This window comes from Streptomyces sp. NPDC019937 (assembly GCF_040631655.1).
In the GTDB taxonomy this organism is placed as follows: domain Bacteria; phylum Actinomycetota; class Actinomycetes; order Streptomycetales; family Streptomycetaceae; genus Streptomyces.
Genome location: NZ_JBEYAL010000003.1, coordinates 149,522 through 163,226, shown reverse-complemented (window position 1 = coordinate 163,226; position 13,705 = coordinate 149,522). Strand labels below are relative to the sequence as shown.

Annotated in this window: 13 protein-coding genes; 8 read left to right on the top strand and 5 right to left on the bottom strand. The window is 72.5% G+C overall.

The annotated features are described in order from the left end of the window. Positions 1–30: 30 nt before the first annotated feature. Positions 31–1,161, top strand: coding sequence for an alpha/beta hydrolase-fold protein (locus tag ABZ562_RS03990; protein ID WP_361473662.1), 1,131 nt, complete (start codon positions 31–33; stop codon positions 1,159–1,161). A gap of 241 nt (positions 1,162–1,402) precedes the next feature. Here the strand turns inward: ABZ562_RS03990 and ABZ562_RS03985 are convergent, their stop codons facing one another. Then, positions 1,403–2,569, bottom strand: coding sequence for a betaine/proline/choline family ABC transporter ATP-binding protein (locus tag ABZ562_RS03985; protein WP_361473659.1), 1,167 nt, complete (start codon positions 2,567–2,569; stop codon positions 1,403–1,405). Between the two features lie 129 nt (positions 2,570–2,698). On the opposite strand from ABZ562_RS03985, the gene ABZ562_RS03980 reads away from it, so the two are divergent. The 4 genes from ABZ562_RS03980 (at position 2,699) to ABZ562_RS03965 (ending at position 6,341) form a co-directional block, all read left to right on the top strand. Then, positions 2,699–3,376 (top strand): ABC transporter permease, encoded by a 678-nt coding sequence (locus ABZ562_RS03980; RefSeq protein WP_055546450.1) that lies wholly within the window; start codon positions 2,699–2,701, stop codon positions 3,374–3,376. Further along, on the top strand, positions 3,376–4,113 hold the full coding sequence (locus ABZ562_RS03975; RefSeq protein ID WP_361473656.1) for an ABC transporter permease: 738 nt from the start codon (positions 3,376–3,378) through the stop codon (positions 4,111–4,113). The genes ABZ562_RS03980 and ABZ562_RS03975 overlap by 1 nt, the downstream gene beginning before the upstream one ends. 87 nt (positions 4,114–4,200) lie before the next feature. Beyond that, entirely contained in the window at positions 4,201–5,160 is a 960-nt protein-coding gene (locus tag ABZ562_RS03970) for an ABC transporter substrate-binding protein (protein ID WP_361473654.1), read from the top strand. A 74-nt stretch (positions 5,161–5,234) separates the two neighbouring features. Beyond that, positions 5,235–6,341 (top strand): hypothetical protein, encoded by a 1,107-nt coding sequence (locus ABZ562_RS03965; protein ID WP_361473651.1) that lies wholly within the window; start codon positions 5,235–5,237, stop codon positions 6,339–6,341. Between the two features lie 18 nt (positions 6,342–6,359). Here the strand turns inward: ABZ562_RS03965 and ABZ562_RS03960 are convergent, their stop codons facing one another. Together ABZ562_RS03960 and ABZ562_RS03955 are read right to left on the bottom strand one after the other, a co-directional pair. After that, a complete protein-coding gene (locus tag ABZ562_RS03960) occupies positions 6,360–7,502 on the bottom strand; it encodes an NADH-quinone oxidoreductase subunit D (RefSeq protein WP_361473648.1) in 1,143 nt (380 codons plus the stop codon). A gap of 63 nt (positions 7,503–7,565) precedes the next feature. After that, a complete protein-coding gene (locus ABZ562_RS03955; RefSeq protein ID WP_361473645.1) occupies positions 7,566–8,576 on the bottom strand; it encodes an SAM-dependent methyltransferase in 1,011 nt (336 codons plus the stop codon). Positions 8,577–8,686: 110 nt separating this feature from the next. Between ABZ562_RS03955 and ABZ562_RS03950 the strand changes: the two genes are divergently transcribed. Beyond that, positions 8,687–9,883 (top strand): sensor histidine kinase, encoded by a 1,197-nt coding sequence (locus ABZ562_RS03950; RefSeq protein ID WP_361473642.1) that lies wholly within the window; start codon positions 8,687–8,689, stop codon positions 9,881–9,883. 101 nt (positions 9,884–9,984) lie between these two features. After that, positions 9,985–10,680 (top strand): response regulator transcription factor, encoded by a 696-nt coding sequence (locus tag ABZ562_RS03945; RefSeq protein WP_361473639.1) that lies wholly within the window; start codon positions 9,985–9,987, stop codon positions 10,678–10,680. A gap of 16 nt (positions 10,681–10,696) precedes the next feature. Here the strand turns inward: ABZ562_RS03945 and ABZ562_RS03940 are convergent, their stop codons facing one another. Then, the gene (locus tag ABZ562_RS03940) at positions 10,697–11,788 is read right to left on the bottom strand and encodes a DUF5937 family protein (protein WP_361473636.1); all 1,092 of its coding nucleotides are present in this window, start codon (positions 11,786–11,788) and stop codon (positions 10,697–10,699) included. Positions 11,789–11,887: 99 nt separating this feature from the next. On the opposite strand from ABZ562_RS03940, the gene ABZ562_RS03935 reads away from it, so the two are divergent. Beyond that, positions 11,888–12,235, top strand: a complete 348-nt coding sequence (locus ABZ562_RS03935) for a hypothetical protein (protein ID WP_361473633.1) — start codon at positions 11,888–11,890, stop codon at positions 12,233–12,235. Between the two features lie 69 nt (positions 12,236–12,304). Here the strand turns inward: ABZ562_RS03935 and ABZ562_RS03930 are convergent, their stop codons facing one another. Next, positions 12,305–13,501: a beta-eliminating lyase-related protein gene (locus tag ABZ562_RS03930; protein ID WP_361473630.1), complete on the bottom strand. Its 1,197-nt coding sequence runs from the start codon at positions 13,499–13,501 to the stop codon at positions 12,305–12,307. Between the last annotated feature and the right edge of the window lie 204 nt (positions 13,502–13,705).

The window sequence follows — 13,705 nt, the reverse complement described above, 5'->3', positions numbered from 1 at the left end:
GAGGACCGGCCGCCCGACAGAAAGATAGTGATGGGTCTCACGAGCAACAATGTCGTGATCATGGCTGTCGTCGGGGCGCTACTGCTGTTCACGGCCACGATATGGCTGTGGCCGCGGCTGGCCGGACGGGGGGTGACCGCCGTGCTCGGCCGGGTCGGCATGCTACTGGGAACCCAGGTGTCGGTGTTCGCGGCGTTCGGATTGTTCGCCAATCAGTCATTCGGTTTCTACGGCTCCTGGGCCGACCTCTTCGGGGCCGAGGACGAGGTGGGCGTGGTGGTGGACCATGACACCCCCGGCACCAGGGTGAAGGTCACCGAGACCCGCAGCCTCAACGTCTCCGGCGGCTCGTCGCCGGAGGCCGGCGGGCGCGTCGACAAGGTCACCTTCCGGGGGCCAATCTCGCGGATCGCCGGTCCCGGCTACGTCTATCTGCCGCCGGAGTACTTCCAGCCCCGCTACGCCGAGCGCCGGTTTCCCGCCGCCCTCGTCCTGACAGGTTACCCCGGTACTACCGAAGCCCTCATCAATGGCCTGAAATACCCCCAGAAGTCTCAGAAGCTGGTCAAAGAGGGGAGAATGCAGCCGACCATCCTGGTCATGATGCGGCCGACCGTGGCGCCGCCGCGGGATACGGAGTGCATGGACATCCCCGGGGGGCCGCGGACCGAGACCTTCTTCACCAAGGATGTGCCGAAGGCCGTCTCCGCGCACTACCGGGTGGGCACCCGGGCCCGCAACTGGGGCGTCATCGGCAACTCCACCGGCGGCTACTGCGCCCTGAAGATGGCGATGCGCCACCCCGGGGCGTTCTCCGCCGCCGCCGGGCTGTCCCCCTTCTACAAGGCCCCCCTCGACGCGACCACGGGCGACCTCTTCGGCGGCAGCAGGCGGCTGGAGTGCGAGAACAACCTCATGTGGCGCCTGGACCACCTGCCCGCCCCGCCGGTCTCGCTGCTGGTGAGCAGCAGCGAGCGCGGGGAGAAGAACTACGGGGCGACGATGCGGTTCGTGGCGAAGGTGCGCGAGCTGAACCGGCGGGGCGCGCCGACCCGCATCTCGTCGATGATCCTCGGCACCGGGGGCCACAACTTCAACACCTGGAAGCGCGAGGTGGCTCCCGCCCTGGAGTGGCTGGGCGCCCGCCTCCAGTCCCGCTGAGAGCTGCGCCGCGAGCGCGGGCCGCTGCCGCGTGCCGGGGGGCGTCCTCACCGCCGCCGAGCCGTTCTGCGCGGCGGTTGTCGCGCGCACGGGCTGCCGGGGCGCCGCCCCGCCGGAGCCGGGGTCCGGGGCTTGCCCCGGTTTCGGGAAGGGGCGGGATAGGGGACTGACCCGCCCACCGCGTCCGGGCGACCCCGCATGCGGCGGACTGTGGGCGAAGCCCCGGCCCCGGTGCGGTGGCTCAGGTGTCGGCGACCGTCTGGAGGTTCACGTCGCCTCGGGCGATGCCGCCGGCGTCGGCGTCGATCGAGCGGCGCAGGGCCTCGTGGAGGCGGCCCGGGGTGAGGACGCCGAGGAAGCGTTCGCCGTCCAGGACGGCGATCCACCCCGCGTCGTGCTGGAGCATCGTGCTGAACGCCTGCTTGAGCGGTGCCCCGACCGGCAGCCACGCCTCCATGCGGCGGGCGTGGTCCCGTACCGTCCCGTCCGTCCCCTCCGCCCCGTCGGCCGCGTCCGCCGGGATCCAGCCGTGCAGATGGTCCGCGTCGTCCAGGACGACGGCCCATCGGGCGCCGTCCGAGGCGAGGCGGGCGGCGGCCTTGGTGAGCGGGTCGTCGAGGTGGACGACCGGGGGCTGCCAGAGGTCGCCGGGTTCGATGGGGGTCACCGAGAGCCGCTTGAGGCCCCGGTCCGCGCCGACGAAGTCGGCCACGTACGGCGAGGCGGGCGCGCCCAGGACGGCGGCCGGGGTGTCGAACTGTTCGATGCGCCCGGAGCCGTAGACCGCGATGCGGTCGCCGAGCCGGACCGCTTCCTCGATGTCGTGCGTCACGAACAGCACGGTCTTCCGCACCTGTGACTGAAGGCGGAGGAATTCCGTCTGCAGATGTTCGCGTACGACCGGGTCGACGGCGCCGAAGGGTTCGTCCATCAGCAGCACCGGAGGGTCGGCCGCCAGCGCCCGCGCCACCCCGACCCGCTGCCGCTGGCCGCCGGAGAGCTGGTCCGGGTAGCGGTCGGCATATACGGAAGGGTCGAGTCCGACCAGATCGAGAAGCTCGGCGGCCCGCTCGCGCCCCTTCTTCCGCTGCCACCCCAGCAGATGCGGCACGGTCGCGGTGTTCTCCAGCACGGTCTTGTGCGGGAAGAGACCGACCTGCTGAATGACGTAGCCGATGCGGCGGCGCAGCGCGACCGGATCGGTCTCGGCGATGTCCTCGCCCTCCACCAGAATCCGGCCGGAGGTCGGCTCGATGAGCCGGTTGACCATTTTCATCGTGGTGGTCTTGCCGCACCCCGAGGGTCCGACGAGCGTGACCAGCTCACCCTCCGCGACCTCGAAGGACAGGTCGTCCACGGCGGTCGTGCCGTCGGCGTAGCGCTTGGTGACATGCTCGAAACGGATCATGGCTCCCCATTGTTGCCGCATTCGTGGCAGACATTGTTGCTGTTGTGTGGCGATCGGACGAGATTGTCATCTCCCGGGGATAGGGTCACCCAGGAATTGGACGACCACGTGCCCGGGGGAGGTGAGCGTATGGCGGACCAGAACTGTCTGATCAGTAACGAATGGATTTGCGGCGAGTATGTGCGCACCCGTGGTCAGGAGCTGACGGACGCGACGCTTCAGCATGTCGGGATCACTCTCGCGTCGGTCGCGATCGGTCTGGTGATCGCCTTCCCGCTCGCGCTGCTGGCCCGCCGCCGGCAGGGTGTGGCGGGCCCGGTGCTGGGGCTGACCACGATCCTCTACACGGTGCCGTCGCTCGCGATGTTCTCGCTGCTGCTGCCCGTCTTCGGGGTGTCCCAGGCGGTCGTGATCACGGGGCTGGTGCTCTATTCGCTCACCATCCTGGTGCGCAACATCATGGCGGGCCTCGCCTCCGTGCCGGAGGACGCCAGGGAGGCCGCGCGCGGCATGGGGTACGGGCCGCTGCGGCTGCTCTTCGGCGTCGAGCTGCCGCTGGCGCTGCCCGCCCTGATGGCCGGGCTGCGCATCACCACGGTCTCCACCGTCTCGCTCACCACGGTCGGCGCGATCATCGGTTACGGCGGGCTCGGCAACCTCATCTACGAGGGCATGCACAGCTTCTTCAAGGCGCAGGTGCTCACCGCCTCGGTGCTGTGCGTGGCGCTGGCGGTCGTGGCGGATCTGCTGCTGCTCGGCGTCCAGCGGTTGCTGACGCCCTGGGCGCGTAAGAGGAGGAGGGCCTGATGGGCGTCATCGGTGAGGCGTGGGACTGGCTGGCCACCGGGTCGCACTGGTCGGGCGGGGACGGGGTGTGGCACCGGCTGGGCGAGCACCTGTTCCTGACGTTCGTCTGTCTGGGGATCGCGTGCGCGGTCGCGCTGCCGGTCGCCGTCCTGCTCGGCCACATCGGCAAGGGCGGCGCGATCGCGGTCAACATCTCCAACGCGGGCCGGGCCGTGCCCACCTTCGCCGTGCTGGTGCTGCTGCTCCTCAGCCCGCTGGGCACGCACGGCGAGTGGCCGACGATCATCGCGCTGGTGCTGTTCGCCGTCCCGCCGCTGCTCACCAACGCGTACGTCGGGGTGAGCGAGGCGGACCGGGAGGTCGTCGAGGCGGCCCGGGGCATGGGGATGACGGGCGGTCAGCTGATCCGCCGGGTGGAGCTGCCGCTCGCGTTCCCGCTGATCATGACGGGCGTGCGGACCGCCGCGGTGCAGGTGGTGGCCACCGCGACGCTGGCGGCGCTGCCCGGCGGCGGCGGGCTCGGCCGGATCATCACGGCGGGCTTCCGGCTCACCGACACCCCGCAGGTGGTGGCCGGAGCGGTGCTGGTCGCGGGGCTCGCGCTGCTGGTCGAGGGGGTGTTCGTGGTGCTGGGTCTGGTGCTGGACCCGATGCGGCGGAAGACGGGGCGGCCGGCGGCCGCGTTCCGGCGCCCGCCCGCCGACCAGGCGCCCAAGGCGCCCGCGTTGACGTCGTAGGGCTCGTCGTCGCGCTCGTCCTCACGCGTGCCGTGACGCGGGCGCGTCGTACGTATATCTGTACGTATATCTATGGATGGGGAACCCATGAGCAAGATCTTGAGAGTGGTGGGGGCGACGGCGAGCGCCGTGGCGCTGGCGGTCGGCGCGACCGGATGCGGCGGCGACAGCCTGGAGAAGTCCGGTGGTGGCGACAGCTCCGGCAAGCCGGGCAAGGGCTCGCTGGTGATCGGGACCGCGTCCTTCGCCGAGTCGAAGATCCTCGCGGAGCTGTACGCGGGGCTGCTGGAGAACGCCGGTTACTCGACCTCCATCAAGACCGTGGACACCCGCGAACTATATGAACCGGCCCTGGAGAAGGGTCAGATGGATGTCGTACCGGAGTACGCGGCGACGCTCGCCGAATTCCTCAACCAGAAGAAGAACGGGCCGAATGCCGAGCCCGTGGCCTCCTCCGATGTGGACGACACGGTGAAGGCGCTGAAGAAGCTCGCCGAGCCGCGCGGGCTGAAGGTGCTGGACGTCGGCAAGGCGGTCGACCAGAACGCCTTCGCGGTGAGCGGTGAGTTCGCGAAGGAGCACGACCTCAAGACGCTCTCCGATCTGGGAAAGTCCGGGCAGAAGGTCAAGCTGGCGGCGGGTGACGAATGCCCGAAGCGGCCGTTCTGCCAGCCCGGCCTGGAGAAGCGCTACGGCATCGACATCGCGGGCATCGACCCGCTCGACATCGGCAGTGTGCAGGCCAAGCAGGCGGTCAAGGACGGCAAGGACCAGATGGTCCTGACCACCACCACGGACGCCACGCTCGACCAGTTCGGCCTTGTCCTGCTCGACGACGACAAAAAGCTGCAGAATGCCGACAACGTACTTCCCGTGGTGAATGCGAAGTCCGCCGGATCATCCAAGATCGAAAACGCGTTGAACAAGCTCGGCCGCGTGCTCACCACGGCCGATCTCACCGAACTCAACAAGAAAGTTGACGCCGAGCGGCTCAAGCCCGCCGATGTCGCGGCGGACTACCTCAAGGAGAAGGGGCTCGTGAAGTAGTTTGCCAACGGATTGACAACGGATGTGGCCTGCCGACCCCCCAAAGGAGCCGTACGCACGGTAAGTTTCGGCCCATGCCACGTGGACGCCACCGCCAATCCCCACCCCTGCACAGGCTACTTCCCCCTCTGTCGGTCGCAGCCGCGTCAATAACCTGCGCCGCCGGTGCCTGGCTGGTCGGCGACACGGTGGTGATCCGTGGACTCGCCGCGACCGCGGCCACCGCCGCGGTCGTCGGCTCGGTCCTGACCCGCCGTTGGGACCGCGCGGCCGGTCGCCGGGTCGCGGAGTCCGCGAGCGAGACCGCCCGCCAGGAGATGAAGTACGAGGAGCGGATCGCGGAGCTGGAGGCGGACGCCGAGAAGGCGGCCGAGCTGCGCACCGCGCTCAACACCAGGCTGCGCGCCAAGCGGGCCGAACTCGCCCGGCTGCGCAACGAGCACGCCGAGCTGCTGCGCCGCTACGCCACGGCCGAGACCGAGCGCGCCAGCGCCCTGGAGGGGCGCCGCAGGCTCGCCCTGGAGGCCGCGACCCCGTCGAAGGCGCTGACCGCGGCGGAGTCGTCCGGCGAGACCGCCGAGACCGACGGGGACCCGGCGGACTCCGTGATCGGCGACGGCCTCGACCTCAGCGCGTACGTGCGCGCCGACGAGGCGCTGAGCCGTCTCGTCGCCAGTGCGCGGCAGCAGCGGGAGCGGGCCGAAGCGGAATCGCGTGCTCTCGCGGCCGAGCAGGAGAAGGCCGCCGCCGAGGCCAAGGAGCAGGAGAAAGCGGAAGCGACGGACAGCAAGGCCGGGAGAGCGGCCGCGGACCCGGACGAGGACGGTGCGGCCGTCCCGGGGAAGCGCCCGGCGGCCGACGAGCGTGACGGCCCGGACAGCTCCCCGGTGCCGCCTCCGCACGCTCGTACGGCCGCCTCCGCCGTGGTGCCGTATGCCGCGGCACGCCGGGCCGCCTCCCGGTCGGAGGGCGGCTTCGACTACTTCGGCACCCAGAAGACCCCGCCGAAGCAGCAGGAGCCCGGGTCGGAGGCCGAGGAGGACCTCGCCGACGTGATCGGCGCGGAAACCCTCGCCGAGACCCGGAAGGGCGCGGTGGGCGAGGTCATCGACCTGACCGCGCACGAGGACGAGGAGAGCGATCCCGCCGGGGCCGAGGAGCTGCGCAGCGCGATCTCCTGAAGGCCGCCGCCGCGCTGCTTATTTGTCGATGTCGCCGACGACGAAGAACAGCGATCCCAGGATCGCCACCATGTCGGCGACGAGCGTGCCCGGCAGAAGCTCCGTGAGCGCCTGGATGTTGTTGAACGAGGCCGAGCGGAGCTTCAGCCGGTACGGCGTCTTCTCGCCCTTCGAGACGAGGTAGTAGCCGTTGAGGCCGAGCGGATTCTCGGTCCAGGCGTAGGTGTGGCCCTCCGGGGCCTTGAGCACCTTCGGCAGCCGCTGGTTGATCGGCCCCGGCGCAAGCCCGTCGAGCCGGTCCAGGCAGGCGTCGGCGAGCGCCAGGGAGTTGTGGGTCTGCTCCAGCAGGCATTCGAAGCGGGCGAGGCAGTCGCCCTCCTCGCGCACCACGACCTTCAGGGTGTCCTGGAGGTCCCCGTACGCCAGGTACGGCTCGTCGCGCCGCAGGTCGAAGTCGACGCCCGAGGCGCGGGCGATGGGGCCGCTGACCCCGTAGGCGTGTACGGCCTCCGCGGACAGGACGCCCACCCCTCGGGTGCGCCCCCGGAAGATCTCGTTGCCGAGCACGAGCCCGTCGTACACGTCCATCCGCGACCGCACCTCGGCCACGGCCGCCCGGGCCCGGCCGAGCCAGCCCGCGGGCAGGTCCTCCTTGAGCCCGCCGACCCGGTTGAACATGTAGTGCATCCGGCCGCCGGAGATCTCCTCCATCACGTGCTGCAGATCCTCGCGCTCCCGGAACGCGTGGAAGATCGGCGTGATGCCGCCCAGCTCCAGGGGGTACGACCCCAGGAACATCAGATGGTTGAGCACCCGGTTCAGCTCGGCCAGCAGCGTGCGCATCCACACGGCGCGCTCCGGGACCTCCATGCCGAGCATCCGCTCGACGGCGAGCACGACGCCCAGCTCGTTGGAGAAGGCGGACAGCCAGTCGTGGCGGTTGGCGAGCATGATGATCTGGCGGTAGTCGCGCGCCTCGAACAGCTTCTCGGCGCCGCGGTGCATGTACCCGATCACCGGCTCCGCGTGCTGCACGCGTTCCCCGTCGACCACCAGCCGGAGCCGCAGCACGCCGTGGGTGGACGGGTGCTGCGGGCCGATGTTCAGCACCATGTCGGTGCTTTCCGCCGCGCCTCCGATGCCGACTGTCGTCTCCGTCATGGGAACAGTTTGTCTCGACACCCGCCCCGGCCGGAAACCGGGTCCGGCCCCTGGACCGGCCCGTTACGGGAGCAGCGCGCCGTACGGGACGCCCACCGGGTGGGCCAGCCACCGGAAGCCGCCCAGACCCGCCGGGTCCAGCAGCTCCGCCGCCTCGCCCGCCGCGCCCAGGGCCCGTACGTAGGCCGCCGGGTCCGTGGAGGCCAGGGCGAGCGGCGGACGGCCCGCGTCGAGGCCCAGGTGGCGCAGCGCGTCCCGCTGGGCGATCAGCCGGGCGTCCGTCCCGGCCGCGCACGCGTCCAGCGCCACATGCGCCGTGAGATCGCAGGAGCCGTCCGGTACCGGCCGCACCTCCCGCCCGTCCCGGAAGCCGGTCAGCGTGCCGAAGGGCGGCCGGTCGGCGCGCTCATGGCCGTAGTCCACGGCGACCGCCAGCCCGGCCCCGACGCACCGCACCGCCCCGGCCCAGGCCGCGTCGCGCGGCCGGCCGATCTCGGCCCGCAGCCCGGGCTCGGCGCCCGCCAGCGGCCACCACCGGTCCAGCCACGCCGCGTCCTCGCCGGTCACCTCGGCGCCGAGCCGTTCGGCGCCGTCGGCCGCCCGGACCTCGACCCGGCGCGGGAGGCCGTCCGGGTCCGTCTCGGCGACGTCGACGGGGACGTTGTCCAGCCACTCGTTGGCGAACAGCAGCCCGGTGAACCCCTCCGGCACCGTCTCCCGCCACTCCACCCGCCCGTCGAGCCCGGCGGGACGGTCCGCCCGCTCGACCGCGTACGGCCGCAGCCGCGCGGCCGGCCCGTGCGGCAGGGCGGCGACCTCCGCCAGCACCCCGGTCAGCAGCTCGCCGCGCCCCGCGCCGACGTCCACCAGCGCCAGCTCCGGCGGCCGCCCCAGCGCCTCGTCCACCCGGCGCAGCAGCTCCGCGACCGCCCGCGCGTACAGCGGCGAGGCGTGCACCGAGGTGCGGAAGTGACCGGCCGGCCCCTCCGCGCGCCGGAAGAAGCCGTCCGTCCCGTACAGCGCCTGTTCGGCGGCCGCCCGCCACCCGCACCATTCCCACTGTTCACTCGCCACGTCCCCACGCTAAAGCGGAGTGGTATCCACCTTGGGGAGTAGGGCGGGGCGGTACGGATCGCCCCTCGGGCTGACCCGCGCGGGTATCCGCACTGCCTACGCTGGGTGACGTGCAGCGCCTCTACGACTTCCTCCGCAGCCATCCGACAGGGGTGGACACCTTCTGGGGCGTCCTCCTCTTCGGCTGCGGTCTCCTGTGGCTCGTACAGGCGACCCCGGGCTATGAGCCACCGCTCGCGGCCGTGCCGATCACGCTGGCGCTGTGCGCGGCCGTCGCGCTGCGCCGCCGCGCCACCGCGATGATGCTGTGGCTGGTCATCGCGTGCGGCATCGCCCAACTCGCGCTGGACGTCAGGATCAACGTCGTCGACTTCGCGATGCTGGTGATCGTCTACACCGCCGCGTGCACCGCCGGGCGCCGCACCTCCCGGCTGGCCCTGGCCGCCGCGATCTGCGCACCGTCGCTCGCCACCCTGCGCTGGCCCGACGAACACGAGTCCGCGGGGGCGGCCGCCGTCTCGACGGTCTTCATCACCATCCCCTTCGTCCTGGCCTGGGTGCTCGGCGACTCGATCCGCACCCGCCGCGCCTACTACGCCCAGCTGGAGGAGCGCGCCTCCCGGCTGGAGAAGGAGCGCGAGGCGCAGTCGAAGGTCGCGGTCGCCGCCGAACGCGCCCGGATCGCGCGCGAGTTGCACGATGTCGTCGCGCACAACGTGTCGGTGATGGTCGTTCAGGCGGACGGCGCCGCGTATGTCATGGACGCCTCCCCGGACCAGGCCCGGCAGGCGCTGGAGACGATCTCCGGCACCGGCCGCCAGGCCCTCGCCGAGATGCGGCGGCTGCTGGGCGTGCTGCGCACCGGGGAGCCGGGGGAGGCGAGCGACTACGTCCCGCAGCCGGACGTCGAGCAGATCGACGAACTGGTGGAGCAGGCCCGCGGCTCCGGGCTCCCGGTGGACTTCAAGGTCGTCGGCAGCCCGCGCCAGCTGCCCAGCGGCGTGGAGCTGACCGCGTACCGCATCGTGCAGGAAGCGCTCACCAACACCCGTAAGCACGGCGGCCCCGATGTCGGCGCCAGCGTCCGCATCACCTACTTCGACGACGGGCTCGGCCTGCTGGTCGAGGACGACGGCCGGGGCGCCCAGCGCGAGCTGTACGAGGACGGCGGCGCCGACGGCAGCGGCCACGGTCTGATCGGGATGCGCGAGCGCGTGGGCATGGTCGGTGGCACGCTCGACGCGGGCCCGCGCCCGGGCGGCGGCTTCCGCATCAGCGCGCTGCTGCCGCTGAAACCGGCGGGATGAGCCGCGGGCACCCGTCCGCGCGTACGTGGGGCTGTGTGTACGTAGGTGGTGAGCGCCGTACGGAGCGCGCGCCGAGGAAGCCGAGGGAAGGGACCGACCGGATGTCGATCCGCGTCATGCTCGTCGATGACCAGGTGCTGCTGCGCACCGGTTTCCGCATGGTGCTCGCCGCCCAGCCCGATATGGAGGTCGTCGCCGAGGCGGGCGACGGTCTCGAGGCGCTGGAGGCGGTGCGTTCCGCCGAGGTGGATGTCGTCCTGATGGACGTCAGGATGCCGAAGCTGGACGGAGTGGAGGCGACCCGGCGCATCTGTGAGCGCGAAGGGGCGCCGCGGGTGCTCATCCTGACCACCTTCGACCTGGACGAGTACGCCTTCTCCGCGCTCAAGGCGGGCGCGAGCGGCTTCATGCTCAAGGACGTGCCGCCGGGCGAACTGCTCACCGCGATCCGCGCGGTCCACAGCGGTGACGCGGTCGTCGCGCCCAGCACCACGCGCCGCCTGCTGAACCGCTTCGCGCCGATGCTCCCGGGCACGGGCGGCGGCCTCGGCTCCCGGTCCGCCGCGGCGGCCCGGCCCGAGCTGGAACGGCTCACCGAGCGCGAGCGCGAGGTGATGCTGCTCGTCGCCCAGGGGCTGTCGAACGGTGAGATAGCGGGCCGCCTGGTGCTGTCCGAGGCGACCGTGAAGACGCACGTGGGCCGCATCCTCACCAAGCTGGAGCTGCGGGACCGGGTGCAGGTGGTGGTGATGGCCTACGAGACGGGCCTCGTGCGGGCCGGAGGCGCCCCCCGCTGAGGGGCGCGGGGTCCGGCTACCGCAGCACGCCCTCCAGGAAGTCGCTCCCCAGCCGCGCCACCGCCGCCAACTCCAGCTGGTGCAGGACGTACCGCCCGCGCCGCCGGGTCTGCAGCAGCCCGGCCTTCTTCAGGACGGCGATGTGCCGGGAGACCTCCGGGGGCGTGATGGCATACGCCTCGGCCAGCTCACCCGTGGTGTGCGGCCCCCGGGCCAGCGCGCGGCAGATGCGCATCCGCATCGGGTGGGCCAGGGCCTCCAGCCGCTGCTGGACGAGCTGCAGGGCGGCGGGCGGGGCGAGTTCGGGCCCGGGGACCGGGTACTGGATCACCGGTTGCCAGCCCGGCGCGTGCACCAGCAGCAGATGCGGCCAGCCGAAGGTCGTCGGGATGAGGGTCAGCCCGCTCCCGGTCGCCGTCGTACGCCCCGCGGCCAGCTTGTCGACCAGGACGCGCGTCCGCCCGTCCGCCCCCTCCTCGACCGACAGCGCGGCCGAGGCCGCCGTCAGCGCCTCCGCGAGCCCCTTGCGCTGCAACAGCTCGCCCTTGTGGCGGGCGTCGGCGGCGAGTTGGACCCGCACCCGCCGCCAGGTGTCCGCGAAGAACGCCTGATCGCAGTCCTCCAGCAGCCGCCGCAGCCACACCCGCAGCCCGTCGGGGTCCACCAGCATGCGGTCCACGAACGCCAGTTGCCGCGGCCCACGGGCCCGGGCCAGGTCCCGGATCCGGTCCCGCTCGCCCCGGTCCACCAGCGGCGACGGCGTCGGCCGGTCGTAGCTGGCGGAGCAGCTGATCTCGAAGGCGGCCGCCACGAACGCCTCGTCGTCGATCCGGTCCAGCGCGTCCAGTTCCTCGGCGAGCGTCGCCCCGGGGGCGGACGGCAGCAGCAGGTCGGAGCGGGCCGTGCCCCACAGGAAGTCCGCCTCGCACAGCCGGTCGGCGAGATCGGGCTTGAGGGAGGCCGCGGTCGCGGTGGCCCAGCCGTGCAGCCCGGGGTGGTGGCCGGGCTCGTACAGCACGTGCAGCGCGGCGCCCAGTTCCGCGAGCGGGGACGGACTGAAGACGATGCGCTCGGGCGGCAGCCCGGTGATGTCCACGACATTGGCCATGCCCTCATGGTGCGGCACCCCGCGCCCCACCCGGACCCCGATTGACGGCGATCGTCAATCGAGGTGACGGGCGGCGGCGGGCGGCCCGACGCTCGTGGCATGTCCATCACCCAGCAGTACGCACTCGACCTGTACCGGGCCGCCCAGCGCGGCGAGCCCGCCCCGCCCGCCCCCGGCCACGGCGACTGGCGCGCCCTCCGGACGCTGCGCGAGTACCGCGACTTCCAGACCGTGATCGCCGAACGCCCGGCCCGGCGCCGCCGCGGGGCCGTCCTGCGGGCGCTCCGGGCGCTGCGGGCGGCAGCGGCGGGAACGGCCCGCGCCGTACGCGCCGTACGCTCCGTACGCGCCGTACGCCCCGCACAGCCGTCGGCCACCGGGCCGCTGCGCGGGGCCGCTCCCACCCGCCCGGCCGCGGACCCGTCCTCGTGCCCGACCACCGGCTGAGCGCCGGTTGACCGTCCCGTCCGGTTCATCCGGTTCATCCGGTTCATCCGGCCCGTCCGTCCCCGCGGCTCAGGCGTCGTCCTCCGGGCCGTCCTCCGCCGGCACCGCCCGCACCCGCGTCAGGAACGCGGCGACCGCCTCCGTCACCTCCTCCGCCGTCCAGTCCAGCGCGGGCGCGGCCACCGTCACCTCGGACATGGCCAGACCGGGCGGCCCCGGCTCCCACCAGCGCCGGAACAGCGTCGTCCGGGTCTCCTCGGCCAGCCGTATCCCCGCCTCGTCCAGCACCCGCGCCGGATACGGCAGCCACACCTGGAACTGATGGGTGTGCGGCACCTCCGGGTGCACCCGGGACCAGGCCACTCCGGCCGCCGCGAACGCCTCGCGCATCGCCCGCGCTACCACCGCCGCGTGGGCCACATACGACGGCAGCCGTGGCAGTTCGCCGTCCAGACCGGCCAGGGCCGCGAGCGCCGTGGGCCACTGCTGGAACACCTGACCGCCGTACCGGTGGCGCCAGGCCACCGCCTCCGCGATCAGCGTCTCCGGACCCGCCAGCGCGGCCCCGGCCATGCCGCCGAGCGATTTGTAGAAGGACACGTACACCGTGTCCGCGAGCGCGGCGATCTCCGGGAGCCCGCGCCCGAAGCGCGTGGTGCACTCCCACAGCCGGGCCCCGTCGAAGTGGACCACCGCCTCCCGCTCGCGGGCGGCCTCCACGACGGCGACCAGGTCGTCCCACTCGGGCAGCACGAAGCCCGCGTCGCGCAGCGGCAGTTCCAGGGCGAGCGTGCCGAAGGGCTCGTCCAGCTCGCGGATCTCGGCGGCGGTGGGCAGCCGGGGCTCGCTGGTCGGCCGCACCGCGCGCAGCCCGCTCACCGTCAGGTACGCGTCCCGTTCGTGCACCTCCAGATGGGCCAGCGGATGGACGGCCACCACCGGATTGCCGGTGCGCCCCGCCCAGGCGCGCAGCGCGATCTGCTGGGCCATGGTGCCGGTGGGGAAGAAGGCCGCGGCCTCCATGCCGAGCAGGTCGGCGACCCGGCGCTCCAGCCTTTCCACCACCCCGTCCCCGTACCCGTCCACCCAGTCGTCGAGGGCGCCGTCCAGGCCCGGGGCGGCGGCGGTCAGGGCCGCCAGCCGCTCGCCGATCCGCTGCTCCGCCGGGCCGCGCGCGAGGGTCCGCCCGGAGCCGTGCCAGGCCGCGAGCCGGCGCGCCCGTGCCGCCTGCTCCGTACGCTCCGCCGCAGAAGCCTCATCCGTCACGTCCACCACACCACCACATCCCCCACATCCGCCATGTCGGCCATGACCCGATGATGACCCACGGACAGGTCACCCCCGGAGTTGTCCACAGGCAGTGGCAGGCGGCGCCGGCGGGGTTGTCCACAGGCCTGGGGAGACACCCGGTTCCCCCAGGGGCACTCGCGTAGCATGGCGGGGAATCGTCCGGTACCCCCTGAGGACTGG

What these genes read in the sequence shown, in the direction of transcription:
- ABZ562_RS03965 (WP_361473651.1), top strand. Translation starts at nt 5,235, where the DNA reads ATGCCACGTGGACGCCACCGCCAATCCCCACCCCTGCACAGGCTACTT.
- ABZ562_RS03935 (WP_361473633.1), top strand. Translation starts at nt 11,888, where the DNA reads ATGTCCATCACCCAGCAGTACGCACTCGACCTGTACCGGGCCGCCCAG.
- ABZ562_RS03970 (WP_361473654.1), top strand. Translation starts at nt 4,201, where the DNA reads ATGAGCAAGATCTTGAGAGTGGTGGGGGCGACGGCGAGCGCCGTGGCG.
- ABZ562_RS03980 (WP_055546450.1), top strand. Translation starts at nt 2,699, where the DNA reads ATGGCGGACCAGAACTGTCTGATCAGTAACGAATGGATTTGCGGCGAG.
- ABZ562_RS03960 (WP_361473648.1), bottom strand. Translation starts at nt 7,502, where the DNA reads ATGACGGAGACGACAGTCGGCATCGGAGGCGCGGCGGAAAGCACCGAC.
- ABZ562_RS03990 (WP_361473662.1), top strand. Translation starts at nt 31, where the DNA reads ATGGGTCTCACGAGCAACAATGTCGTGATCATGGCTGTCGTCGGGGCG.
- ABZ562_RS03975 (WP_361473656.1), top strand. Translation starts at nt 3,376, where the DNA reads ATGGGCGTCATCGGTGAGGCGTGGGACTGGCTGGCCACCGGGTCGCAC.
- ABZ562_RS03945 (WP_361473639.1), top strand. Translation starts at nt 9,985, where the DNA reads ATGTCGATCCGCGTCATGCTCGTCGATGACCAGGTGCTGCTGCGCACC.
- ABZ562_RS03940 (WP_361473636.1), bottom strand. Translation starts at nt 11,788, where the DNA reads ATGGCCAATGTCGTGGACATCACCGGGCTGCCGCCCGAGCGCATCGTC.
- ABZ562_RS03985 (WP_361473659.1), bottom strand. Translation starts at nt 2,569, where the DNA reads ATGATCCGTTTCGAGCATGTCACCAAGCGCTACGCCGACGGCACGACC.